This is a genomic window from Thermoanaerobacter ethanolicus JW 200 (assembly GCF_003722315.1).
Taxonomy (GTDB): domain Bacteria; phylum Bacillota; class Thermoanaerobacteria; order Thermoanaerobacterales; family Thermoanaerobacteraceae; genus Thermoanaerobacter; species Thermoanaerobacter ethanolicus.
Window position 1 is genome coordinate 2,171,555 of record NZ_CP033580.1, and the last position, 25,587, is coordinate 2,197,141.

22 protein-coding genes, 1 tRNA gene and 3 pseudogenes are annotated in these 25,587 nt (G+C 34.0%); 8 read left to right on the forward strand and 18 right to left on the reverse strand.

The genetic code is table 11. The annotated features are described in order from the left end of the window. Position 1 precedes the first annotated feature (1 nt). Positions 2–619: a hypothetical protein gene (locus EB239_RS10905; protein ID WP_003870166.1), complete on the reverse strand. Its 618-nt coding sequence runs from the start codon at positions 617–619 to the stop codon at positions 2–4. 31 nt (positions 620–650) lie between these two features. On the opposite strand from EB239_RS10905, the pseudogene EB239_RS10910 reads away from it, so the two are divergent. The 3 genes and pseudogenes from EB239_RS10910 to EB239_RS10920 form a co-directional block, all read left to right on the forward strand. Beyond that, positions 651–809, forward strand: a pseudogene (locus EB239_RS10910) (alpha-ketoacid dehydrogenase subunit beta); the annotation flags it as partial. Between the two features lie 40 nt (positions 810–849). Continuing rightward, positions 850–1,101: a hypothetical protein gene (locus EB239_RS10915; RefSeq protein WP_003870167.1), complete on the forward strand. Its 252-nt coding sequence runs from the start codon at positions 850–852 to the stop codon at positions 1,099–1,101. Beyond that, a pseudogene (locus EB239_RS10920) lies at positions 1,097–1,510 on the forward strand (alpha-ketoacid dehydrogenase subunit beta); the annotation flags it as partial. The gene EB239_RS10915 and the pseudogene EB239_RS10920, both read left to right, overlap by 5 nt. Before the next feature lie 2 nt (positions 1,511–1,512). On the opposite strand, the pseudogene EB239_RS10925 reads toward EB239_RS10920, so the two are convergent. From EB239_RS10925 to lipB, 6 genes and pseudogenes are all read right to left on the reverse strand, one after another. Further along, positions 1,513–1,767 (reverse strand): annotated as a pseudogene (locus EB239_RS10925) (hypothetical protein); the annotation flags it as partial. Next, positions 1,764–2,750 carry a pyruvate dehydrogenase (acetyl-transferring) E1 component subunit alpha gene (gene pdhA, locus EB239_RS10930; RefSeq protein ID WP_003870169.1) on the reverse strand — a complete coding sequence of 329 codons (987 nt, stop codon included), beginning with the start codon at positions 2,748–2,750 and terminating at the stop codon, positions 1,764–1,766. The pseudogene EB239_RS10925 and the gene pdhA, both read right to left, overlap by 4 nt. Positions 2,751–2,767: 17 nt before the next feature. Then, on the reverse strand, positions 2,768–3,133 hold the full coding sequence (locus EB239_RS10935; protein ID WP_003867261.1) for a Lin0512 family protein: 366 nt from the start codon (positions 3,131–3,133) through the stop codon (positions 2,768–2,770). 144 nt (positions 3,134–3,277) lie between these two features. Next, complete coding sequence (locus tag EB239_RS10940) at positions 3,278–5,245, reverse strand: sigma-54-dependent Fis family transcriptional regulator (RefSeq protein WP_003870170.1); 1,968 nt, start codon at positions 5,243–5,245, stop codon at positions 3,278–3,280. A gap of 58 nt (positions 5,246–5,303) precedes the next feature. Beyond that, positions 5,304–6,152, reverse strand: a complete 849-nt coding sequence (gene lipA, locus EB239_RS10945) for a lipoyl synthase (protein WP_003870171.1) — start codon at positions 6,150–6,152, stop codon at positions 5,304–5,306. Continuing rightward, positions 6,139–6,825 (reverse strand): lipoyl(octanoyl) transferase LipB, encoded by a 687-nt coding sequence (gene lipB / locus EB239_RS10950; protein ID WP_042835477.1) that lies wholly within the window; start codon positions 6,823–6,825, stop codon positions 6,139–6,141. Before lipB ends, lipA begins: the two co-directional genes overlap by 14 nt. 193 nt (positions 6,826–7,018) lie before the next feature. Between lipB and EB239_RS10955 the strand changes: the two genes are divergently transcribed. Then, positions 7,019–8,296 (forward strand): transposase, encoded by a 1,278-nt coding sequence (locus EB239_RS10955; protein ID WP_129545146.1) that lies wholly within the window; start codon positions 7,019–7,021, stop codon positions 8,294–8,296. A gap of 204 nt (positions 8,297–8,500) precedes the next feature. Here the strand turns inward: EB239_RS10955 and lpdA are convergent, their stop codons facing one another. Further along, a complete protein-coding gene (gene lpdA, locus EB239_RS10960; RefSeq protein ID WP_003871640.1) occupies positions 8,501–9,853 on the reverse strand; it encodes a dihydrolipoyl dehydrogenase in 1,353 nt (450 codons plus the stop codon). 507 nt (positions 9,854–10,360) lie between these two features. On the opposite strand from lpdA, the gene EB239_RS10970 reads away from it, so the two are divergent. Then, on the forward strand, positions 10,361–11,599 hold the full coding sequence (locus tag EB239_RS10970; protein ID WP_201035670.1) for an IS110 family RNA-guided transposase: 1,239 nt from the start codon (positions 10,361–10,363) through the stop codon (positions 11,597–11,599). 286 nt (positions 11,600–11,885) lie between these two features. Next, complete coding sequence (locus EB239_RS10975; protein WP_003871500.1) at positions 11,886–13,271, forward strand: coiled-coil domain-containing protein; 1,386 nt, start codon at positions 11,886–11,888, stop codon at positions 13,269–13,271. Here the strand turns inward: EB239_RS10975 and EB239_RS10980 are convergent. After that, positions 13,268–13,525 carry a DUF3343 domain-containing protein gene (locus tag EB239_RS10980; protein WP_003871499.1) on the reverse strand — a complete coding sequence of 86 codons (258 nt, stop codon included), beginning with the start codon at positions 13,523–13,525 and terminating at the stop codon, positions 13,268–13,270. The two genes, EB239_RS10975 and EB239_RS10980, sit on opposite strands and share 4 nt — an antisense overlap. Before the next feature lie 128 nt (positions 13,526–13,653). Here EB239_RS10980 and EB239_RS10985 point away from each other — a divergent pair, with 128 nt between their 5' ends. Further along, positions 13,654–14,334 (forward strand): CAP domain-containing protein, encoded by a 681-nt coding sequence (locus tag EB239_RS10985; protein WP_003871498.1) that lies wholly within the window; start codon positions 13,654–13,656, stop codon positions 14,332–14,334. A 19-nt stretch (positions 14,335–14,353) separates the two neighbouring features. Here the strand turns inward: EB239_RS10985 and EB239_RS10990 are convergent, their stop codons facing one another. Next, on the reverse strand, positions 14,354–15,757 hold the full coding sequence (locus EB239_RS10990) for an aminopeptidase (protein ID WP_003871497.1): 1,404 nt from the start codon (positions 15,755–15,757) through the stop codon (positions 14,354–14,356). 222 nt (positions 15,758–15,979) lie between these two features. Here EB239_RS10990 and EB239_RS10995 point away from each other — a divergent pair, with 222 nt between their 5' ends. Next, a complete protein-coding gene (locus EB239_RS10995) occupies positions 15,980–17,023 on the forward strand; it encodes an IS30 family transposase (protein WP_129545120.1) in 1,044 nt (347 codons plus the stop codon). 189 nt (positions 17,024–17,212) lie between these two features. Here the strand turns inward: EB239_RS10995 and EB239_RS11000 are convergent, their stop codons facing one another. From EB239_RS11000 to zapA, 8 genes are all read right to left on the reverse strand, one after another. Beyond that, the gene (locus tag EB239_RS11000; RefSeq protein WP_003870996.1) at positions 17,213–17,839 is read right to left on the reverse strand and encodes a response regulator; all 627 of its coding nucleotides are present in this window, start codon (positions 17,837–17,839) and stop codon (positions 17,213–17,215) included. Continuing rightward, positions 17,817–18,983: a sensor histidine kinase gene (locus EB239_RS11005; RefSeq protein WP_003870997.1), complete on the reverse strand. Its 1,167-nt coding sequence runs from the start codon at positions 18,981–18,983 to the stop codon at positions 17,817–17,819. The genes EB239_RS11000 and EB239_RS11005 overlap by 23 nt, the downstream gene beginning before the upstream one ends. A gap of 137 nt (positions 18,984–19,120) precedes the next feature. Continuing rightward, positions 19,121–19,196, reverse strand: a tRNA-Ala gene (locus tag EB239_RS11010). Positions 19,197–19,245: 49 nt separating this feature from the next. Then, positions 19,246–19,941: a sporulation protein YunB gene (yunB, locus tag EB239_RS11015; protein ID WP_003870998.1), complete on the reverse strand. Its 696-nt coding sequence runs from the start codon at positions 19,939–19,941 to the stop codon at positions 19,246–19,248. A gap of 44 nt (positions 19,942–19,985) precedes the next feature. Then, positions 19,986–20,420 carry a DUF523 domain-containing protein gene (locus EB239_RS11020; protein ID WP_003870999.1) on the reverse strand — a complete coding sequence of 145 codons (435 nt, stop codon included), beginning with the start codon at positions 20,418–20,420 and terminating at the stop codon, positions 19,986–19,988. A gap of 11 nt (positions 20,421–20,431) precedes the next feature. Next, positions 20,432–22,807, reverse strand: coding sequence for an endonuclease MutS2 (locus tag EB239_RS11025; protein ID WP_003871000.1), 2,376 nt, complete (start codon positions 22,805–22,807; stop codon positions 20,432–20,434). Next, positions 22,807–25,158, reverse strand: coding sequence for a DUF3656 domain-containing U32 family peptidase (locus EB239_RS11030; protein ID WP_003871001.1), 2,352 nt, complete (start codon positions 25,156–25,158; stop codon positions 22,807–22,809). The genes EB239_RS11025 and EB239_RS11030 overlap by 1 nt, the downstream gene beginning before the upstream one ends. Positions 25,159–25,168: 10 nt before the next feature. After that, positions 25,169–25,543 (reverse strand): cell division protein ZapA, encoded by a 375-nt coding sequence (zapA, locus tag EB239_RS11035; protein ID WP_003867245.1) that lies wholly within the window; start codon positions 25,541–25,543, stop codon positions 25,169–25,171. Positions 25,544–25,587: the final 44 nt, after the last annotated feature.

Genomic DNA, 25,587 nt, shown 5'->3' on the forward strand with positions numbered 1-25,587 from the left:
ATCACCTCTTTACAAAAAATCCTATTTGCTGTGCAATTTCAAGCGTTTTTGTTACATTAACTCGATAAGGTCCATTCCGCGATATTCTAAAAATTAATATATCACCTTCTTTTATTATCACTTCTCTTTCTCCATCCAACGCAATAGTACCTTTTTCCATCACCTCATAAGAATAATCTGTATCCATGTTCAATCTTTTACAATCAATTATCCCTACTTTTTCAACGACGCCCGGAGCTATAGGCGCCATGACCGACTCCGGGCTTTCCCCTATTTTTACATATATACCTCCATCCTCATCTTCTGACAATGTTGTTTTATAACCAGCTACAGAAGAAAAGCCGATGTTATTAGGGTGAGCCCTTGTAACAAAAATATCAGTTATTGTCGATATATCCCAAATTGCCCTAGTACCTGTAAAGTTCTCTTTAGAGATTACAGCATCTATCAAAGCAATGTCTATTAACTTACCGTTTTTGTATATTTCTAATCTTTTATCTCTTTTACACAATATCTCTTTGCCAAATTTACCAGAAGATACTACAGAAGCTACAATTCCAGCTATAGTTCCTTCCAACATCATAGGATATACATTATTGGTACCTGTCGAAATTGGCAAAAGTGGTGTCTCGTTAATCACTTTTGCAATGTTAGCAGCATTGATAGCTGAAGAAATGTTTGATTATCTAGATGCACAGATAGTACGCATTGGAGCTTTAAATACACCAATTCCATTTACGACGGTTCTTGAGAATGTTGTAATCCCTAATGAAGAAGATATAATAAAGGCGGTAAGGGCAATAGCATAGGACGTAAAGCATTTTGTTTGATAAATATAAGGAGGCAGACATGAAAACCATAGGGATAATTGCAAATCCGTCATCGGGGAAAGATATAAGGCGATTGGTTGCACATGCGACGGTAATTGATAATTATGAAAAGGTAAACATAGTAGAAAGAATTATATTGGCTGCTCAAAAATTTGGTACTGAGAAAATATATATAATGCCTGACACTTATGAAATTGGATATAAAGCCAAAAATAACTTAATTTATTTAAAACAATTGGGAATAGATGTGGAGATACTTGATATGACTTGAAGCGTGGTTTACTCATGTGCCGGGATTAAAGGTGGTTTATCCTTCTACTCCTAAAGATGCTTTAGGTCTAATGATATCTGCAATACGTGATGACAACCCGGTGGTTTTTGTGGAACATAAAGTTTTGTACAGTATGAAAGGGGATGTTCCTGATACTAATGAACCCATACCTCTTGGAGTAGCAGATATCAAAAGAGAAGGCAGCGACGTTACCGTAGTTGCAACAGGTCTCATGGTCCATAAAGCGTTAAAAGCAGCAGAAATATTGTCAAAAGAGGGTATAGAAGTGGAAGTAATAGACCCGAGGACTTTGTTCCCTCTTGACAAAGAAAAAATTTTTAATTCCCTAAAAAAGACTCACAAGATAGTAATAGTTACAGAAGAAGTTAAGAGGGGTAGCTGGGGCGGTGTATCCATAAACATAAGCTCAGCAACAGGTCGCATGCCAGTAGCTGCAGCTCCTATCGAAACACCTGTAATTGCTGTTTCTGAAATAGGAGTATCTCTTACTCTGTCCTCTCCAAATTCATCTATCAAGCCGCGAGTTACGCCAAAAGTCCCTCCAAATCTCCCAATATCTTCTCCTAATAAAAACACTGCCGGGTCTCTTCTCATCTCATTTAAAATAGCTTCTCTTAAAGCCTCTGCATACGTCATATTCCTCATCTTACCCTTACCTCCTCTACTATATCTGTATAAACATCCTCTACCGCTGCCTCTTCTTTTGGATATGGGCTTTCTTCAGCAAACCTTACCGCTTCTTCTACCTCTTCAACTATCCTTGCCTCTATATCTTTTAATTCTTTCTCAGTTGCCACATCATTGTCGAGTATATGTTTACTTAATCGAAGTATTGGATCTTTTGCCAACCATTCTTCCACTTCTTCTTTAGACCTATAAATAGTAGGATCCCCTTCAAAATGCCCTCTATATCTATACGTTTTACATTCAACTAAAGTCGGACCGGCGCCACTTCTAGCCCTGTTTATAGCTTCTTTTGCTACTTCATACACTGCCAATACATCGTTTCCATCCACCGTAACCCCAGGAATACCATAACCAATAGCTCTGTCAGCTACATCTTTGATAGCTTGGTGCTTATCCTGCCTCATAGATATACCATAAAGGTTGTTTTCACAGACAAACACTACTGGTAACTTCCATATAGAGGCTATATTCAACGCCTCGTGAAAAGTACTCTGGTTGGAGGCGCCATCACCAAAGAAACATACTGTCACCTGATCAGTTCCTCTCATTTTAGCGGAAAGAGCTGCACCCGCTGCAATAGGAAAACCTCCACCTACAATACCATTAGCTCCTAAAATTCCTTTAGTGGCATCCGCTATATGCATAGATCCGCCTTTCCCTTTACAGTATCCCGTTTCTTTGCCATATAATTCGGCCATCATATATTTTAGATCGCCACCTTTTGCTATTAAATGACCATGACCTCTGTGAGTACTGGTAATATAGTCTTTATCCTCTAAATTTTCGCATACACCGACAGCTGTAGCCTCTTCACCAATGTATAAATGTACAAAACCTAAAACCTTCCCCTGAGCAAATAGTTCCGCGACTTTTTCTTCAAACTTCCTGATTTTAACCATTCTGGTGTACATATCAAGAAGAACATCTCTTGAAATTTCCATAACTATTCATCTCCTCCTCATTTTATATTTACCGTTATGCAAGCCACTGCAACTTCAATGGTGTCATCTTTGTCTCCAAATTCCGGCTCTTTTATTCCTGCTACCCTCATCCCCCCTTTTATTGCTTTTACATATTTTTCCCCAATGGGAAGTACAGCCTTTATTCCTTCTTCTTCAATTTCTTCTGGCCTTGATACTGCCACTGTAGCCTCTACAACTATCTCATTTAAGTCAACACCCAATATTTCCGTAAGTCCACATAGACAACTATGAGATATCGCATCTTTTACTGCCTTTTGAGCAGCTTTATTGACATCTTGACCGTGTAAATCTACTCCATATCCAAACTCGACTATAAACCTTTTAATAAGTACCGCCTCCATTTCTTAAAATTTTTTATCAAAAACAATGCTATTAAAATTAATATTCAAATTTCATGCCAAAATAAAAAACCCCTTAAATTAAGGGTTAATAAATTATCAATCTCATATTTATACAAAATCATTTGTCTCATTTTGAGATTCCTTTTATTTAGTCTCAATTTGAGACAGCAATTCCTTTACACTTATATTGTATTTTTTTATCTTTCTATAAATAGTAGCTCTACTCAAATTTAACATTTCAGCTGCCTTCAATATATTACCCTTGGCTATTTTTAGTGCTTCTCTTATGTTTTTTTCTTCAATAACTTCAATTGGAAAGACTGTAGTATTATTTTCCTGTTGTGCATTACTATTTTCACTTATATTTTCAGGGAAATACTCTTCGATAATTACTTTGCCTTCCGTAAGGTAATACGCCCTGTCGATAACATTTTGTAACTCTCGAACATTTCCTGGCCAGTTGTAATTCATCAATCGTTCTATAAACGATTCGCTTAAAACCTTATAATCTGAAACGCTTAAAGCATTATATCTATTAAGTCGTTCTACAAACACTTTAGCAAGAAGTTCAACGTCTCCTTTTCTCTCTCTTAAAGGAGGGATGTTTATTTTTATGACATTTATCCTATAATATAAATCATTTCTAAAATTCTTTTTATTCACTTCTTCACTTAAATTCCTATTAGTTGCCGCAATAACCCTTACATTCAATTTCTTTTCCTCAGTACCGCCTACCCTTACAATTTTATGGTTATCCAGGACTCTTAAAAGTTTAGATTGCACCTCATAGGGCAACTCTCCAATTTCATCTAAAAATATCGTTCCATTGTCAGCAAGTTCAAATTTACCAGGTTTACCTTCTTTATTTGCCCCAGTAAACGCTCCTCTTTCGTACCCAAAAAGCTCACTTTCTACTAATTCTCGTGGTATAGAAGCACAGTTTACTGCAATAAATGGCCCTTTTGAACGTTTACTATAGTTATGTATTGCTTGCGCAAAAAGTTCTTTACCTGTTCCACTTTCGCCCTCTATAAGGATATTGCAATCACTCCTCGCAGCTTTTTTAGCAGTTTCTATGATTTTTTTCATATTTTCATCATTTGTGATTATATCTTCAAATGTATAACTCGCTTTAAATCCTGCTAATTTATTAACAACATTACGAACATATTTCTCTTCTCTAAAAGTTATAACAGTACCTATAATTTTTCTGTTAGCTACTATAGGAACAGCATTTATACGACATGGTATTTTTTGGTTTCGACCATAAAAAACACATTCAACATCGTAATAGGGTTCTGTCTGACTTAGTATATCTTCAATTATATCCACATCTTCAAGTATGGACTGTATATGCATGCCTATAATTTCCTTCTTTGAAATATTTAATATCTTTAATGCTATTTCATTAACCCTCTGAACAACAAAATTATGGTCCATTATAAGCATGCCTTCGTGAATAGAATCAAAAGTAGCGTCTATAAGTTTATGAGATTTGATAAGCGCAAGTTGCTTTTCAATAGAACAAGCTCCAGCAAGTACAATACCTAAATTATGTGGATGTGCGTCTTCTTTTAATCCAGTCATATCAAGGCATCCTATAATATTGCCGTTTTCATCATGAATAGGTGCTGCAGAACATGTGGCTATGTGATGGGTAATGCAATAATGTTCGGCTCCCACCAGTTGTATAGGTTTATTAAGTCTTAAAGCCAAAGCAATCGCATTAGTCCCCACTGCCTCTTCTGTCCATAAAGCCCCTTCAACAAAGTTTAATTTTCTCGTCTCTCCCATTATACTATCATCGCCAATTCTGTCAATAAGATAACCGTCCCTGTCCACCAGAACAAACAAAAAACCCGAGCCAGTTACTTGTTTATATACATTTTCCATAATAGGATGTGCAACAGATATTAAATCCTCATTTTGCCTCAACCTTATTTTCATGTTATCTTCATCTAATATTTCTCCAACGCCTCCAAAAGGGTCTACACCGTAGAACTTACAAAGCTCCCATGACTCTCTAACCTCTTCTTTAACACCTTCAGTAATTACCCCCTCATTAACGTATCTCCACCAAGCCCTCTCCATAAAAGATATAAAATCTTTCATGACACTCCCCCTTAAATCATTTTAAAATTCTCCTCAAGCAAAAACAAAGGCTTAAAAACTAAGCCTTTGTCACCTTCAACCCCTCATCAGCATGATAAGAACTTCTGACTAAGGGACCAGAAGCTACGTATTTAAAACCTAATTCATATCCTATCTCTTCATATCTCTCAAATTGCTGTGGAGTAACATATTCTGCTACTTCTATATGTTTTGCTGAAGGTCTCAAATACTGTCCTATAGTCATCATGTCACAATCAACACTTCTTAAGTCTTTCATAACTTGTATAACCTCTTCTTCTGTTTCCCCAAGCCCCACCATAATTCCTGACTTAGTAAGAATATAAGGGTCTAGTTCTTTTGACTTTTTTAAAAGGTTTAAAGACCTTGAATAATCAGCTTTTGGCCTCACTTTTGAATAAAGTCTAGGCACTGTTTCTATATTGTGATTTATTATATCCGGCTTGGCTTCTACTACTTTAGCAATAGACTCCTCTTTGCCCATGAAATCAGATACAAGTACCTCGACTGTAACTCCTGGCAATTTTTTAAGTTCATAGATTGTCTTTGCAAAATGTGATGCCCCACCATCCGGCAAATCATCTCTTGTAACACAAGTAACCACCACATGCTTTAATCCTAATTTTTGAGCAGCCTCAGCTACTCTTCTCGGTTCATCCTCATCAAGAGGCTGAGGATGGCCTTTTTCTACCGCACAAAACCTACAGTTTCGTGTACATATATTTCCCATAATCATAAAAGTAGCTGTCTTTCTCGCAAAGCATTCCCCCATGTTGGGACAATTGGCACTTTGACAAACTGTGTTTAAAGACATACTTTTTAAAAAAGCTTCCATCCTGTTTAAATCTTCGTTTAATAGCCTCACTTTGAGCCATTCAGGCTTTTGCATTATCAATCACCGCCAATCTATCTAAAGTTATCTCATTAAAGTGTATACCAAATACTTCACTAAATTTATCAACCATTTTTTCTTTTACTTTTTCTATGTCTTCATTTATTCCGAGTTTTTGCATAGAAGTAACTCCAAACTCAGTAATGCCGCAGGCATTTATTAAGCCAAAATATGAAAGGTCAGTATTTACATTAAAGGCTATTCCATGCCAAGTAATCCAGCGCCTAACAGCGATACCTATGGCGCATATCTTTTCATCTCCTACCCATACTCCGGTGTATTTAGGCTTCCTTCCCGCTTTTATACCATACTCCTCCAGGAGTTTTATAATCGTCTCTTCTAATTTATAAACAAAAAGATGAACATCTTTTTGCCACTTTGCCAAATTAAATATAGGATAGGCAACTATTTGTCCTGGTCCGTGAAAAGTTATTTTACCTCCCCTTTCTACTTTATAAAGCTCCGCTTTTTTCATAAGTTCCTCTAAAGGCACAAGGATGTTTTCGTCAAAACCACCTGAAACTCCTATAGTATATACTGGTGGATGTTGAAGCAATATAAGAATCCCGTCCGTCTCGCCATTTTTAACTCTTTCAAAGGCTTTAAGCTGTATCTCTTTTCCTTCCATATAAGGTACAATTCCCAGTTTTAAAACTTCTCCCTTTCTCAACATAATCACTCCTTTAACTTATCCTTTATAGACTTGTGCAAAATTCAGAAGCCTTCATTTAAGCCATTCTACAGACATACTTTTTTCCTATCACTCTTGAATTTTTTATCTTTTATGTAGGATTTCCCCTCCCATTTGTCGAATTATTATATATACCGTATAAAAATATTTTTTAAGGAGGGGGAAATCCTACATGTACCAGCTTCAATTACTTTTAAATATACCTGAACTCTTTACTTCTCTGTCTAAAATTGATTTCTATTCTTCTATGTTTAAAAATCTAGACTTGTCTTCAATACCTGAATTCCCTTCCTCTAGTCCTGGCCGTAAGGGTTATTCTCATCATGCAATGTTTAGAGCTTTTATTGTTATGAAAGCTGAAAGATTCGGTACAATTTCTGACTTTTTAGATTATCTCCGCAATAATCTTATCATTGCTCATCTTTGTGGCTTTAACATCCTTAAACCTCTTCCTTCTTATTGGACTTTCCGCCGTTTTATTAATGAGTTCTCTCATGATTATTTGACCTCTATCTTTCAAAATCAAGTCAATATCCTCAAAAATATGGGCATTATCTCTGGTGAGTTTATTTCCATGGACTCTACCCCTATTAAAGCTAACACTAAGTTAAATAACCCTAAGTCTTTTTCTAAAAATAAATTCTCTAAAGATAATCAGCCTAAGTCTGATAAGGATTGTAAATTAGGCGTTTATTCTGCTTCTAATGATTCTTCTAATAAACGCTATAAGTTTTATTGGGGCTATAAAAATCACATTATTGTTGATGCTATCTCTGGTTTACCCATCGCTGAAACTACTACCCCCGCTGATGCCCCTGATTTTGAAGTCGCTTTATCTTTGCTTGAGAAGACTAATAAGTGGTTTAACCTTAAGTATGTTAATTTTATTGCCGATAAGGGGTATGATGTTAAGAGAGTTTATAATTTTGTTAGAGATACTCTCCATGGTCATTGTTTTATTCCTCTTAACAAGCGTAATTCTAAAAATCCCCCACTGACTGATGATGGTTATATGGTTTGTGAAGCAGGTATTAAAATGCTCAAAGACGGCAAGCAATATTTTGATGGTTTTATTAAGCAAAAATTTGTTTGCAAGTTCTGTAATTCTAAAGATGACTCTGCCTGCCCTATTCAGCATCCTAAATATTTTAATGGCAAAAAGCATAGAGGCTGTACTAAGTATGCTATTATATCTTCTGATTATAGGTCCTCTATTAATAGAGACTCCCTATATTTTAAGGCTGTCTATAAATTGAGGATTGAATCAGAAAGATATAATTCCCGCTTTAAAGCTCTAGATTTTGAAAAAGCTTATGTTAGAAATATTAATTCTGTCAGCAACCTTAATACTTTTGGCCATATTACTTTGCTTACTGTCGCTATTGTAGCTATTAAACTGGGTAAATTTGATGAGTTTAAGTCCCTTATTGGTCTGATGCAATCGGCTTAACTTTTACTGAATTTAGTTCATGCCATTTTTTAACATTTGACTTCTACAGGATATTTATGCCCTTTTTTAGCTCCTCTTTTTGTCTTTTCTTTTCCCTTACCACTTTCTTTATGTTTTATTGTCAGTTTTGATTACTATATATTGTATATCATACATATTCTGGTTTTTGATCGTGATTATTTTTATTAATTTTGCACATCCCTATTATCCTTTATTTATAGGCATTCCTAATGCGTCTTCTGCTGCCTCTTTTACGCTTTCTGAAAGCGTAGGATGAGCATGAATTGCATCTGCTAATTCTTCTAATGTGAACTCTTCTTTTATGGCAAGTACACCCTCATGAATTATCTCTGTAGCACCAGCCCCTATTATTTCCATCCCCACTACCCTATTGTATTTTGCTTCTGCGATTATTTTAACAAATCCATCGTTTTGCCCCATAGTCATAGCTCGTCCTAAAGCCGTATAAGGAAAAGTGCCTATTTTTACATCTCCAAATTTTTCTCTTGCTTGAACTTCATTCAAACCTACCCACGCTATTTCAGGACTTGTATAAAGGCAATTAGGCACTGCATTTAAATCCGCTTCCTTTTCTTCTCCTGCTATATTGTGAACAGCTACAATACCTTGATAAGAAGCCACGTGAGCCAGTTGTATACCTCCTGTAACATCTCCAATTGCATATATATTTTTTATGCTTGTCCTCATGTGAGAGTCCACTTTTATGCCCTTTTTATCCATATCAAGGTTTAAAGCTTCAATTCCATTTACATTGGCAACTCTTCCTACAGCGACTAAAACAGTATCGCATTCCACTACCCGAGTATTCCCTTCTGTAGTATAAACTACCTTTAAACCTTCTTCTATCTTTTCTACTTTACTGTTTAAATGTAGTTCAATTTTTTTATGCCTCAAAATTTTTTCCATCGTATCTGCTATGTCTCTATCTAACATAGGCAAAAGTTGAGGAAGCATTTCAATGATGACAACTTTACTTCCTAAAGCAGAATAAATATTTGCAAATTCCAATCCTATAATTCCCGCCCCTATGATGACAATTTTTTCAGGAATTCTTTCAAGTTCTAACGCTTTATCACTTGTAATAACACCTTCTAAGTTAATCCCTTCAATAGGAGGTAAAAACACCTTTGAACCTGTTGCAATTATAAAATTTTCTGCTGTGTATCTTTTATCAACTTCTATAGTGTTTTCATCAACAAACCTACCTCTCCCTTTTATAACATCTATATGGTGTAAGTTCATTAAATAACCTACTCCACCGACAAGTCTTTTTACTACTCTTTCTTTTTTCTGACGAAGTTTTGCAATATCCAATGTATACTGTGCCATTATTCCAAAGTCTTTAGCATCTTTTATGGCATTTATAAGCTCTGCCGCATGAGAATAGACTTTCGTCGGTATGCAACCTCTGTTTAAACAAGTACCCCCTAACGAATCTTCTTCTACAACAGCGACTTTTTTCCCTAATTCGCTGAGTCTAATAGCAGCAGTATAGCCACCAGGCCCTCCGCCTAAAACTATTACATCGTAATCCATTTTTATCCTCCTCGTATAATTAATTTTAAAGACAATAAATTTGTCTCACTTCTTAAAAATTTAATAAAGCGCATTCATAACTGGAAATCTTTAATATTCTCATCTTGTCTAAAATCTTATCTATTGCCATGAATCCGTAATATTGCGCAATATGCAGGATTCATGGCGCGGCCGTCTCATCTTTTTTCGGCCTTATTATTTACTTTTGAGATAACTTGTAGCATTATTATACTGTAAAGTTAATGTGGGACAGGCTTTCGTCCTCCATGCGGCTTGACCGCTCTTTAAAGTGTGGTCCCTACACCAGATTTGCCTTTTCTTACGCGAAATCTGCTTTGTCATATATAAGCCCCTGGCAGCAGAGGATTCAGGCTTATATATTAAGAGCTAATTGCGAGGTTGCTACATAATCTGGTTGCTAGGGTTATCTCAAATTAACTTTTACTTGTACTTACTTTATCAATTTTGAAAGGAGGTGTAACAATCTTGAATAAGCTTTTTGTTGGTATGGATGTAAGCCTGAATGATGTCAAGGTTCATATTCTCGACCAGGAGGGTAATGATGCTTCCTCTCGTTTTTCTGTAGAAAATAACCCTCATGGTTGTGATGTTATAGTTTCCCGTATCTTGGAGTGTTGTAATAAATACAATATCCAAAAGGTCTTTATTGGTTTGGAATCTACTTCAGTCTATGGCTGGCACCTCCAGTATTATTTGGCTGATCATTCTGCTCTTAAGCCTTATCAACCTTCTATTACTACTTTTAATGCTAATATTATTAATGCTTTTAAAAAGTCTCTCGGCAATTTACCTAAAAATGACTGGATTGATGCCTTTGCTATTGCTGAAAAACTGAGATTCGGTAGACTCCCCAAATCTTGTTCTGTAGATTTTAGATATCTTGCTCTCCAGAGGCTTACTCGCCATCGCTTTCACATTGTTAATAGTATTGTTAGAGAAAAAAATTATTTCCTCAGCAATTTGTTCCTTAAGTTTAGCGGTTTGTGCCAAAATAAAGTCTTTAGTAATAATTTTGGAGCAACTGCTACTGAAATATTTAATGAGTTTTTCACCCTTGATGATATTGCGGCTCGACCGCTTGATGAGCTTGCCGGCTTTTTGGTTGACAAGAGTAAAGATCGCTTTGATGATCCAGAAGCTACAGCTAAATTGCTTCAAGAGGCTGTTCACAAGTCTTATAGAATTAATGCTACTGTAGATGATTCTTTAAACTTTGTTATCAAGTCTTGCTTTGATAATCTACAGTCCCTTGAAAAACAGAAGAAAGCTGTAGAAAAAGCCATTATTAATGAGGTAAAAGGATTTAACAATGAATTCCTTTGTCTTACCTCAGTAAAAGGTATTGGCCCAACCATCGCAGCCGGCTTAATATCTGAGATAGGCGGAATTTCAAGGTTTGATAATGATAATGCCCTTGCAAAGTTTTCCGGCCTTTATTGGTCAGAGTACCAGTCTGCTGATTTTAAAGCGGAGGACACATATCTCAAGCGTACTGGTAATGAGTATCTCAGATATTATTTTATTCAAGCAGCTGACCAGCTCAGGAAGTATTTACCTGAGTTCTCACAATACTATGCCCGCAAATTTAAAGAAAGCAAAACTCACAAGCATAAACGTGCTCTTGTATTGACTGCACGTAAAACTGTAAGGTTAGTCTTCGCTCTGCTGCGCGAAGAAAAACTTTATAAATCCCCAATAATGAAAGGAGATGATTGTATAAGTTAACATATTATCCCATAACCATATTTTACATTAATTTCCATCAGCTTATTGCGTGATGGTTAGCTTTGCTATGCCCTTTTTTAGGTTATTTTATTAAATTTTTTTTTGAATTTTTTTTATCACCCTCTTGACATATTACCGAAATACTTTTTGAGTGTATTGATGCTTGATTTATCTTTTTATTTATTTCTACACTTAACCTCAAAAATCCTTCTTTCATCATGTCAATAACATGTCAATTCTATTCAATAATCATTATGCATATATTTTAGCAAAGGGAGGGAAATTTATGGACAAGATTGTGACTAAAAAAGATGAGGATTTTTTACAGTATCTTTATCTTAAAGATAGAAAAATCCTATTGAACACTATAGAAAATGGAAAAACAACAGAAGAAATCATTGTAAAAGACTGTTTAAGTGATTTTGACGCTTGTTACGACGAAGAAGGAAAACTAAACCTGATATACTATAATTCACAAGGAGAAATAGTTTTTTTAATTCAAAAGAAAGAAGGATGGGTAGGAAAAGCTTTATACACTTATAAAGATAAAAAAACGTATATAAGCAATTTTAACCTTTTAACAAAAAATAAAACGCTTCACATATTTTTTACAATTAGTAATTCTAATAATCCTAGAGAAGTCCATTTAATACACCAAAAATGGGCCAAAAATTGGAGCGGCAATAATATAGCTCTTATAAAAAATATTTCTTTCACTCCTTTTTATGACTTATTCATTGATGAAGAGGAAAATATTCATTTAATTTATGTTACAAAAGAAAAAAATAAAAACCAACTTTATTATCTTTACTACGTAAAAGATAACTGGTCGCCAAAATTTCTAATTTCAGAAGCAGAAGGAATATTCTATCCTACAATAACTGTAGATTCGCAAAAAAATGTACATACCTTATGGGTAGAAGAAGATATAATTCAAGAAATAAAATATAGAAAGAAAACCGCTGGAAGCTGGCCAAAAGGCAGTTGGGGTAGTCCCATAACTTTGGCTTATTCTACAAATATTAAAAATTGCTATATCTCCCTTTTAGAAAATACTTTATGGTGCACTTACCTTCAAAACGATAGCTTTTTTGCCACCATGTCCTCTGATGGAGGAAATAGTTGGTGCAAGCCTTTTAAAATTCCTCCTTCTTTTTCTGAATACAACTTTTTTAAGTTAAAAAGCCCAATAGACAAATTTCAAAGCAATTATTTATTTATAAACGATAACGGAGAAGTAATTCCTTCTTTGCAATACAAATTAACCAGGAAAAACGGAGAAAAAGATTCTTACTTCACTTTTTATATAAAAGAAGTTCAGGAGTATTTAAACATCCTAATAAAAAAACTGGAAACTATCAAGGAGGAAAAAACAAGATTAGAAGAAGAACTAAGCAGAAAAAATGTTGAAATTACAATAAAAAACAAAAATATAGCCGATTTACAAGAATTATTAAAACAAATAAATGATGAAAAAATGAAAATTGCCCTTAAAGCGGACAATTACAATACAATGGTAAATAGTTTGATAAGAGAAAATGAAAATCTTAAAAAACAAATAAAAGACTTACAAAATCAAATAATAATTTTAAATGCTAAACTGGAAAATCTACAAAATGTCAGCACTTTTCAAAAAATAAAAAGTATATTTATAAAAAGTGATGAACATTAAATAATTTTGACTATTTTATATCCTGCAGGAATTCTTTCTACTTCGTATATCCCCTTGTAAGGAATGTTGAGCCTTTGCAAAAGGTTTTGTACTACTCGCAAAGATTCCAATCCAAACTTGAGAGAATGGCTACAGCTTTCCGTGATACTTCTGGGAGTTGGTACAAATTCCACCGGAATATTATTTTTCTTTAACATTTTTTCTGCCATTAAACCATGCTGATAAGAGTAAAAGACAATCAATCCATATTTCACTAATACCACCTCAAAATCAGTATATTCCAACAAAGCAAAAGTTGATACAATGTTCCTATCTCACCATAAATTACTTGAAGGAATTTACAGCTGTCTGTAGAATATATGATTTTGAGGAGGTAATAAAAATGAAAATAAAATCAATAATAACAGTATTAATAGCAATAACTATAATTTTTTCTTTAAATCCTGCCAGTGCTTCAATTTTTTATTCTTATGGATATTTCACTAAAAATACTGTAGCAAATAATTCAATAAGATTTTCTAATTCAAAGAACTTAATAACTATAAAACAACCAGTTTCTTATAATGTCACAGCTAAACAAACAACATCAAACCCATCAAATGCTTCTAATACCACTACTAGCAATGGTTCTACTTCGCAAAATAAAGGGGTAACACTTCAAACAACAAATATTTCTCTTTCCCAAGAGGAAAAAACTTTAATAGAATTAATAAATCAGGAAAGAATAAGCCGTAACTTAAATCCTCTTCAGGTAGATGAAAATCTCTGTAAAGTTGCCAGACTAAAAGCAGAAGACATGAAAGAAAATAACTATTTCTCTCATACTTCTCCAACCTACGGCTCACCTTTCGACATGATGAAAAAATTTGGAATAAATTATTATTTGGCAGGTGAAAATATAGCCTTAAATTCAAATGTTATAAAAGCTCACTATTCTTTAATGAACTCAGAAGGACACAGGGCAAACATTTTAAATCCCTATTATAATAAAATTGGAGTTGGAATAGTAAAAAATAAAGAAGGCAATGGCATAATAGTGGTAGAAATGTTTATAAAAGATTAAATCCGGGTAAATCCCGGATTTAATCTTTTTCCATAAATACTTTATAGGCCTTATAAGCCATATACACATCTACTTTAGAAGATAACTCATAAGGCGCATGCATGCTTAAAAGTGCAACGCCACAGTCTAAAACTTCCATGCCATAATTTGCAACGTATTGGGCAACTGTACCGCCGCCTCCCATGTCAACTTTGCCCAGCTCACCTGTCTGCCATACTACTCCATTTTCATTGAAGAGTTTTCTCACTTTGCCGACAAACTCAGCATTTGCATCATTTGACCCTGCTTTTCCTCTTGAACCAGTGTATTTAGTAATGCATACGCCTTTTCCTAAATAAGCAGTGTTTTGCTTTTCACTGACTTCTGGATAAGTAGGATCAAATGCAGCATTTACATCAGCAGATAGCAGTTCAGAATTAGCCAAAACCCTTCTCAATTTAATATCTGTACTTCCTTCGTATTTTTCTAATATTTCTGCAATAGCATTTTCGAAAAATCTTGATTGCAAACCAGTATTGCCCATACTTCCAATCTCTTCTTTATCAGTAAATATCGCAACAGCCGTTCTCTCTGGCACCTCAAGCTCAAGAATAGCTCTTAAAGAAGTATAAGCACAAACCCTGTCATCTTGACCATAAGCCCCAATCATACTTCTGTCAAAACCTATATCGCGAGGCTTATAGGCAGGCACTAATTCTAACTCAGCACTTAAAAAGTCCTCCTCCACTATGCCATATTTTTCATTTAAATATTTCAAAATATTAGGTTTCACGCTGACTTCCTCAGAAAGAGGAATGCTTCCAATTACAGCATTTAATGCTTCTCCTGTAACCACTTCTGCTGCTTTTTTCTCCATCTGGTCTTTCCCTAAGTGAGGCAATAAATCTGTTATGTAAAGGACAGGGTCATTTTCATCTTCTCCCACTACAATGTTTATCTTCTCACCGTTTGCTTTGACAATTACTCCATGGAGAGCCAAAGGAATTGTCACCCACTGGTATTTTTTAACACCGCCATAGTAATGGGTTTTAAATAAAGCCAAGCCGCCATCTTCATACATTGGATTAGGCTTTAGGTCAATTCTCGGAGAATCAATATGGGATGCTACCGCCTTTATCCCCTTTTGCATTGACTCTTTACCAATTACAGCTAAAACTACTGATTTCCCCTTGTTGTTGTAATACACTTTGCTGCCCGGCTTTAAATTTGTAACTTTTTCAATATTGATAAAGCCATTCTTTTCTGCTATTTCTATAATCTTCTCTGCCGTTTCTCTTTCTGTCTTACATTTTGTCATAAAGTCTTTGTAGTCTTCTCCAAACTGATAAACTTTTTCTTTTTCCTCATCAGAAATTTTTGTCCATGCATCTACGTTTTTGTAACCTAAACGCTTTTCAATTTCCTTTAAATCTTTTTCTTCCAATGAAATTACCCCCCCGTGGTTTTTTGTATGGATGACACTCTGTATCAACAATATGATACGCTTTTTTTGTATAAAAGTCAAATTTAGCCTTATAAAAGATTAGTTTTGTAAAATTGTGGTTAGTTGTATAATTAAATGCAACAGATAAAAAAATAGAAACCATAGTGAAAATCGTGTATGATATAGGTGTCAACTAAACATCATACAAGGAGGATTTTCACTATGGTTCATAATAATGATACCACAAAAAAGCGTTCTTTTAAACACTTAAGTAGCTATGAACGAGGAGAGATCTATGCATTACTCAAAGAAGGAAGAAGTATTCGGTATATTGCTAAAAAACTTAATCGATCTCCAAGCACTATAAGCCGTGAAATTAAACGTGGAACTACTACACAACTTAGAAGTGATTTATCTTCTTATACAAGCTATTTTCCTGAAACCGGTCAAGCTATCTACGAAAAAAATCGTTCAAATTGCGGAGCTAAATTTAAAGTAGCTAAAGCAGAAGATTTCTTGAAATATGCTGAAAATAAAATATTAAATGAAAAATGGTCACCAGATGCAGTTGTAGGCTATTGTAAAAAAGACCCAAGCTGGAATAATAAAACCATTGTTTGTACTAAAACACTGTACAACTATATAGATAGAGGATTATTAAAAGTTAAAAACATTGATTTACCTTTAAAACTACGTTTAAAACCAAGGAAGAAACAAAATCGTAAAAATAAACGTATTATGGGTAAAAGTATTGATTTTAGGCCTAAAGAAGTTGAAAGCCGTGAAGTTTTTGGGCATTGGGAAATAGATACGTTAATTGGCAAGAAATCTAATGACAAGGTCCTTTTAACATTAATAGAGCGTAAGACTCGCCATGAAATAATATTCTTATTAGATGCAAAAGACAATAAATCTGTTAAAGATGCATTATCAAAATTAAAAGATATGTTTGGTGACAATTTAAACAAAGTATTTAAAACAATAACATCTGATAATGGTACAGAGTTTAGTGATTTAGAAAGTGCTCTTTTAGAATATGGCGTAGAAGTATATTATACACATCCATATTCATCTTGGGAAAGAGCTACAAATGAACGACATAACGGTCTTATACGACGTTTCATCCCTAAAGGTAAAAGTATTAAAGATTTATCTATAGATACGATAAAGAGAGTAGAAAACTGGCTTAATAACCTTCCACGAAAATTGTTAAATTACAAAACGCCTAAGGAATACTTTTATGAAGAGCTGGCAAAAATCTGTTAAGCCCATCCCTTATAAAGTTTAGAGCTCGTTCGTGATTTGTCAAGGGGCAGGCTTCGCCTGACTTTAACCCTTGACAAATCACGACCTTCGCTCAATTTGTTAACTAAGATGGGCTTAAGGTTATATATGATTTGTTCCAAATCCTATATCTACATGATTTTCATTAGGTGTTGCATTTAATATTGCAATTTATATTTGTAAAATTGTCTCATTTTTAAGCATATAAATAGCAGCTTGAGTTCTGTCCTTCACATCTAATTTTTTGAAAATATTGTAAACGTGGTTCTTGACAGTTTTCTCGCTTAAAAATAGTTTTTGTGCAATTTCTTTATTGCTATACCCTTTAGAAATAAGTTTAAGAATCTCTATCTCTCTTGGTGTGAGGTCTTTTTTCAAGTTTTCATGGTCTATGTTGTCTATTTCTTCCATTAAAGAAGGATGAATATAAACTCCTCCATTGTAAATAGTCCTTATCGCTTTTATTAAATCGTCATATTCCGCATCCTTTAATATGTACCCTTCTACTCCTAATTTAAGCGCTTCTAAAAGATACTCTCTGTCATTGTAAATAGTTAAAAACAACACTTTACTTGGATGTTTTTCTTCTTTTAACATCTTTGCTGCCTTTATACCATTCATCACGGGCATATTCACATCCATAAGTATTAAATCAGGCATAAATTTCTTTGCAAGTTTATAAGCCTCTTCCCCATTCGAAGCCTGAGAGATAACTTTTATATCATTTTCCATTTCAATAAGCTGGACTAATCCTTTTCTTATCAAGGCATGGTCATCAGCCACTAATAATCTGATCATCCTCAACACCCCTTACAGGTATAGAAATATAAATTTGAGTCCCTTTATTTTTAAAACTGCTTATTTCAAATTTGCCATTTAAAATTTCTACTCTTTCCTTCATGCCCATTAGACCATATCCTTGCCCAATATTTTCTTTATCAAATCCAATGCCATCGTCTTTGATAATTATGCTGATAAATCGCATGCCAAATTCAAATTTAACAGAGGCATTTTTCGCCCTAGAATGCTTTTTTATATTTGTAAGAGCTTCTTGAATAACCCTAAAACAGGTTATCTCAATCTCAGGACTGAGTCTTTTATAATCTGATAAAACAGTAAAATCAACAGCAATGCCCGTTTCTTCTGAAAAATTTTTTATATACCTTGAAAGAGCAGGAATAAGTCCTAAATCGTCAAGAGCTGAAGGTCTTAAATCGTATATTATTTTCCTCACTTCTTTCAACGACTGCTGCACTATATCCTTTAAATTTTTGAGCTCCACTTTCGCCTGTTCAACATCTTTAGTTATCAACCTTTCACAAAGCTCAGACTTTAAAAGCACATTTGCCATAGCTTGTGCGGGACCATCGTGAATTTCCCTTGCAATTCTTTTTCTTTCTTCTTCTTGAGCCTCAATAATTTTTACGCTCAAAGCTTGCTTGTCCTTTAACTGTTCAAACCGCATATTCATTTCTTTCAAATCACTGTTTAAATAATTAAGAGCTATATTAATTTGTGATGCAAGTTTTTCAGCTTTTTCTATAATGGCTTTGGTATCTAAAAGTTTCCTTTCTAATTCATTCCTTTTTTCAATTAATTCTTTTTCCTCCCGTCTTTTTAATGCCAACTCTATTTGTGCTTCTTTTGCCTCTTCATAGGCTTCTTTTATAGCTTGCTCAGAGAGGTGGCCAAATTGTTTGCTTACGAATGCCAGCTTTAACCTGCACTTTTTTTCTCTTCTCTCACACAGTTCTACTTCTTTTATCACATTTACAACTTGGACTTTTAGCTCTTCTAATTGCCCTTCTAACTTTCTCGCTTCTTCTTTTGCTTTTTCTAAAATATCAAAAATTTGCTCCTTGCTGTTTTCAATCACTTCAATAGTTTTTTCTACGATATTATCTAATCGCTTTTTATAAGCAACTTCCATGTTAAGACTCATGTATTTCACCTCCTGAGCCTCACTTCTTTTATAATTCGACAAAGAACAAAAAAATCCTGCATTTTAAAGAAAAAATTGCTAAGGTAAAGAAAAAAAGCAAAAAAAAATACCCTTCTCGGGTAATCTTTATCTTTAATTGGTGGAGATGAGGAGATTCGAACTCCTGACCCCCTGCTTGCAAGGCAGGTGCTCTCCCAACTGAGCTACACCCCCACATATCACACGTTTTTTATTATACCACATCCTTTTAAAAATTCAATAGCTATTTTTGTATTTCTACTTTTGAATTTGGTGATTGAGGTACAGGAATCGTAAATTTGTCGCCATTTACATCCACATAGCTGGCAGGCACATCTCCTACTATTATACTTTCTGCTATTGGCATGTGAAGTGTAACTGCTACTTTATCTGATGCTAATGGTGCAATTATGCGTATTGTAGTTTGTATGTCTAAATATATTCTATGCCTTGTCTGATTTATCCCTGCAGGTTCAAACTCTGAACTAAAATCCACATCCACTGCTCCCACAGGCAAAAGCCCAATTTTTATTTTAGGTCCTACATTTGCAAATAAATCACTGGAAAACACAGAACCTAAGGGAATTTTGGCATGCAAAGGTCCTATATTGTTTAAATTTTCCTTGACTTCTTTTGTTATCTTGGCAGCTAAAAGATTCATCTCAATAGTATTTGCTTGAAGCATAGATACCTTGCCATTGTTATCAGTTCTCACATAGATTAAATCTTTATACTCTATTCCTTTTAACACTTTTTCATTTATAGCATCATTTATAGTATTTACAGCTGTTTCTTTTGCTAAAGTTTCACTTACTGCTATAATAGCCGGTTTTAATCGATATTCTGTAAAATAGTATAAAATCGCAAATAAAACAACTATGTAAATCAAATATATGTAAAACGAATTAACGCGCCTCAGTCCCCATTTTTTCCTTTTCAAGCAAAACACCTCCCCTATATTTTATGTTAGAGGAGGTGTTTTGGTTACTCATTTTTTATTTTTTTATAAAAATCATGTTCTGTCATAACAGATATCCCATTTTCCTTTAAAATCCTTGTGGTAATTCCATTTCCATCTATCAAATTTCCCGAAAAAGTGCCATCGTAAATTTCTCCACAGCCGCAAGAAGGGCTTTTAGCCTTAAAAATTGCCTCATTTATCTTGTACATTTTAGCAATTTTTAAAGTCTCATAGGCTCCTCTATAGAAATTTTCTGTAACCTCTTCTCCTTCAATGTTAAAAACCTTATCACCTTTTATCTCAGAGGGTAGACGCGGAGTTGGAAGTCCACCTAATTGCTCAGGACAAACTAAAATAGCCTTCCCTTCTTCTACTAATCTTTTTATTTCTTCTTTTTCATTGTTTCCCCCATCGTATTTACAGTTAACTCCGGCAAGACAAGCACTTACCAAATACATTTTACCATCCCCTATTTATCAGCTAATTCTACTATAGTAACGCCGTCTCCTCCTTCACCGTATTTACCTAATCTAAAAGATTTAACATGCTTATTGCTTCTTAAAAATTGTGATATCCCTGTCCTTAACACCCCTGTACCACGTCCGTGAATAATTGTCACCTCCTTAAGTCCGGCTAAATAAGCATCGTCTATATATTTTTCCACCTCTAATAAAGCATCGTCAAGGTTTTTACCTCTTACATCTATGGAAGTGCTTATAGATTGAGACTTTTCGTGTACAAATTTGCTGTAGCCTTTTTTTACTTCCTCATCTTCTTTCTCCTCTGCTACCCTCAAATTACTTATATGAACTGTCATCTTTAAAATTCCTGCCTGTATTTCTACATTTCCCGATTTGTCAGGAAGAGAAAGTACAATCCCATTTTGGTCCAAAGGTACTATATAGACTGTCTGTCCCTCTTTTAAATTATCAGGGATTCTGCTGTAGTGAGCCTCTTTAGGTTTTAAAACTTCTTCTTCTAATTCTTCTAAATTTTTCTTTAATTCTTCTCTTACTTCTTGTATTATCCTGTCTTTATTTTGTGTGCTTTCTTCTGCCTCTTTTATTTTTTTAATTATTTCCTCGGCGGTAAATTTCGCCTCTTGTATTATTTTTCTCGCCTTTTCTTTCGCCTCTTTTAATATTTTATCCCTTTCACTTTGCAATTTTTTCTTTTCTTTTTCTAATTCCTCTTTTAAAATTTCTACATCTTTCTTTAAAAAAGCTATTTCTTGATTTGCCTTTTCCAATTCCCTTCTTTTACTTTCGACGTCTGCAATTATGTCTTCAAATTTTAAAGCTTCTCCTGAAATATACTTTCTCGCATTTTCTATTATTTGCTGAGGAAGTCCTAATCTTTTAGATATTTCAAAGGCATTGCTTTTCCCAGGAAGACCTATTATAAGTTTATAGGTAGGCTTTAAAGTTTCAACATCAAATTCCACACTGGCATTTTCTACTCCTGGTGCTTTTAAGGCATACTGCTTTAGCTCACTATAATGGGTAGTAGCTATTGTCTTCGCACCAATCTTATGCAAGGTATCAAGAATACTCATAGCCAAAGCAGCACCTTCTATAGGGTCTGTACCTGCCCCTAATTCATCTAACAAAACAAGGCAATTTTTGTTTACTTTTTGGAGTATACTTACAATATTCGTCATATGAGAAGAAAAAGTGCTTAAGCTTTGTTCAATACTCTGCTCATCTCCTATATCCACAAAAACTTCCTCAAATATTGAAACCTGTGACCTTTCTTCCGCAGGAATATTAAGCCCCGCCATTGCCATTAAAGTTAAAAGTCCCACTGTTTTTAAAGTTACAGTTTTCCCACCTGTATTAGGGCCAGTAATGACTAAAGTATTAAATTGGTCTCCTATATATATATCTATAGGGACAATTACTTCCTGATTTATGAGAGGATGCCTTGCTTTTTTTAAATTAATATATCCCATTGTGTTTAGCTCTGGCCTTACGGCTTTTAGCTTTAAAGAATATTTAGCCTTAGCAAATATAAAATCTAAGTCTGAAACTATTTCAATGTCATCAAATAAAATTTGTGAATACTTTTTGACCTCTTGAGAAAGTTCAAAAAGTATTCTCTGTATCTCCTGCTTCTCTTTTAATTCCACTTGTCTCAATTCGTTGTTTAAGTCAACCACTTGCATAGGTTCAATAAAAAGAGTAGCACCACTGGAGGATTGGTCGTGGACGATACCTTTAAAAGTGCTGCGATATTCTTGTTTTACAGGTACAACGTATCTTCCCTGTCTTACAGTTATAATAGGCTCTTGCAATTCTTTTTGACGTGTAGAAATTATTGAATTCAATGTCGCCCTTATTTTTTCATTTATGCTCAATTTCTGCCTTCTTAAAGCTTTAAGCATTGGAGAAGCATCATCTGCTATTTCATCTTCTGAAATTATTATATTTTCAATCCTTTTTTCCAAATTTTTTATCGGTAAGACTTTTTTATCATATTCTTTTAACCTTACAAATCTATCACTTTCTTGAAGATTTTTAAAATAGCCTTTTATTTGGCTTACCAAGTTAAGAAATTTCTTTATCTTTAAAAGCTCTTGGTTATAAAGCACGGAATCTATTTGTGCTTTTTTTATATAATCCCTTATGTCCTCAAAAGCAAAAGAAATACCTCCATAGGAGGAAATAAAGCTAATTGCCTCATTCAGTAAATCTAATTCCCTCTCTATTTCCTCTATGTCTTTTTTTATGACAATATCTGAAGCTTTTTGTTTGCCTAAATCCGAATCACAATAGCCAACAATAAACTCCACTATCTTGTCAAATTCAAGACTTTTTATTGCTCTACTATTAATTCCTCTCACCATCACAAAACTCCTCTGTAAAAATGTCCTTTTGTATATTTTCCTTCTAAAATTTCAATTTCATTCCCTTTTAAAGCTTCAATATGCATTTTTAAAACTTTCTCTATTTCTTCATCTTTTTCTATTGTATCATGTATCCTCAAAAAAGAAAGTCCAGCTTGTTTAAGCTCCTTTATGCTTAACATTAAAAGCACATCTGCGTTTAAAATCTGCATCCTGCAAAAACCATTGCTTTTAAGAGGCATTAATTTGCCTTTTCTGTCTTTTAGAAAATAATAACCTTTTTCACACCTTTCTCTGTCACAGCCTACTAAATTTCTTATTGGACAATATTCCATTGTCATAAGAGGCAGTCTACCATATATTAAAGCTTCAAATTTTACATCACTTCTTTTGGCAATATCTTTAATCTGCTCCAGCGTAAGTTCATAAGATAAAGTCACAGCGTAAGGTTTAAAGTAATCTACAGCTAAATTGTTGAAAATATTCAAAGGATAATCTATAAATATCTCAAAGTCATAATTTTTTGCAATATGATAAAGCCCTAAATTTGAAACCAAAATTTTGTTTATCCCCATATCTTGTAAAAATTCTAATTGAGGCTTTATTCTTTTTATCTCTTCCCTCAATATAGAAGGGAAAGCAGCTATAACCGTTGTCTTTGAATCTTTTGTCAGTTCTAAACCTTTTTTAAAAAGTTTTATATCAAGCTTGTAATTGAAATAGACGTATTCTATACCCAATTGGCTGGCCATCTTCAAATGTTCAAGCTTATCAGTATAAAAAGTTAAACTTACTTCTTCCTTTTTCTCCTTGAAAGAAGGCAGAATAAAAAAGGTATGCTTTTCTTCTCTTTTATAATAGTCTAACTTTCTCTTTTCTAACATTTCTATTGCTTTTCTTCGCGCCTCTTTTATTCCCTTTACAGACATGTAAAGGCCTTTTTCAACTACTACCTCTATTTCTTCTACGTAGAAGGCTGTATCATTTATTTGAGTAAGTTTATCCTTCAAAAAATCTTCATCAATAGAAACTTTTTCTGCTATCTGACTTATTTCATCACTATAAGCTTCTACTGTACGAATTCCTTCTTGTATCTTTATATACAAAGGTTTGCCTTTTTTTAACTCCGCATAAATTTTTATAGGAATCTTTTTGGAAGGTAAGTTTTTCAGCTTGTCATTTAACAATGCATCATAAGTTTTATTTAATATTTCTCCTTCTTTTACATAAAACTTAAGAGGTAGTTCTATTATGTCTCCTTCATAAGCTCTATCTACCTTCTTCCCATTTTTAAATATTATTTCAACTTTTTGTCCTTTTTCTCCTTTTTCATCAGAAATCCCATCACCTTTTGCAATATCCCTTAAAAGCCTCAGTTTTGAAGTTTTTGAAGTTACACTTATCACTTCTGCAGCAGCAACTCCCGTGTTTTTAGGGGAAATATAACTCATTTTAGAGGGTTTAACTCCAAAAAGATAGCCAGTAGAAAATCCTCTATTAAAAATTCGAGACATCTCTTCTATAGCTTTACCTGAATCAAAAGCTTTGCTCTCATAAAAACTGTCAATAGCTTCTCTGTAGGCTTTTACAACCGAAGCGACGTACTCGGCATTTTTCATCCTACCTTCTATTTTAAAAGAAGTGATTCCCGCCTCAATGAGTTTTGGTATATGTTCTATAGTACATAAATCCGCCATACTCAAAAGGTGTAAATCCTTTTCTAAAACTTTTCCCTCTTTATCTACAAGAGAATACTTTAAACGGCAGGGTTGTGCACATCTTCCCCTGTTTCCGCTTCTTCCTCCTAGTATACTACTCATAAAGCACTGTCCGGAATAACTGACGCAGAGAGCTCCATGAACAAAAACTTCTATTTCAATGTTAGAATTTTGAACTATATCCTTTATTTCCTTTAATGTAAGCTCTCTTGATAAAATAACCCGTGAAACTCCCTTTTGAGCTAATTCCTGTACTCCTTCTAAATTATGAACTGTCATTTGAGTACTGGCATGAACTTTTAAATCAGGATAATTTTCTCGTAAAAACTTTAATACTCCCATATCCTGCACTATAACTGCATCAACACCTATAGAATACAAAAAATCTAAATAGTTCACCAGCTTTTCAAATTCTTCATTCGCTACAAGGGTATTTACAGTAACGTATACCTTGACATCTCTTAAATGGCAGAATTCTACAGCAGATTTTAAATCATCATAGTCAAAATTGGTTGCATAAGCTCTTGCACCAAAATTTTTTCCTCCTAGATACACTGCATCGCATCCTGCATTAACTGCACTCGTTAAAGCCTCATAATCTCCTGCTGGAGCTAATAATTCAACTTTTTTCATCCAATCACCTTTACTTTTCTTCATCAAAAGTTTCTATAAACTGCCGAAACTCTTCCTCTGTCTCTAAAAGCTGTTGTTTAGTTTTAGTAAGCTCCTCCTCTAATTGTTTTATATAGCGATTTTTTTCTTCTAATTCTGCTTTTAAAGAAAGCAATTCCTTTTTGATAGCATTATTTTCTTCTTTTGCAATAAAAAGTTCATCTGCAATATTTAAAGACGACAAAAGTAGTAGTTGCATTTGTGATAACTTTTCGTAGTTTTGGAGCAATTCTTTAATTACATTGTCTACATAATTGGCAAGTTTTATTACATGCTCTTCAGGATAATCAGATTTTAAAATATATTCATTCCCATTGATAATCACGGTAACTTTATTTAACTCCACAAAAACATCCCCTTAATCTTTTGTTATTTTATTTACTTCTACAT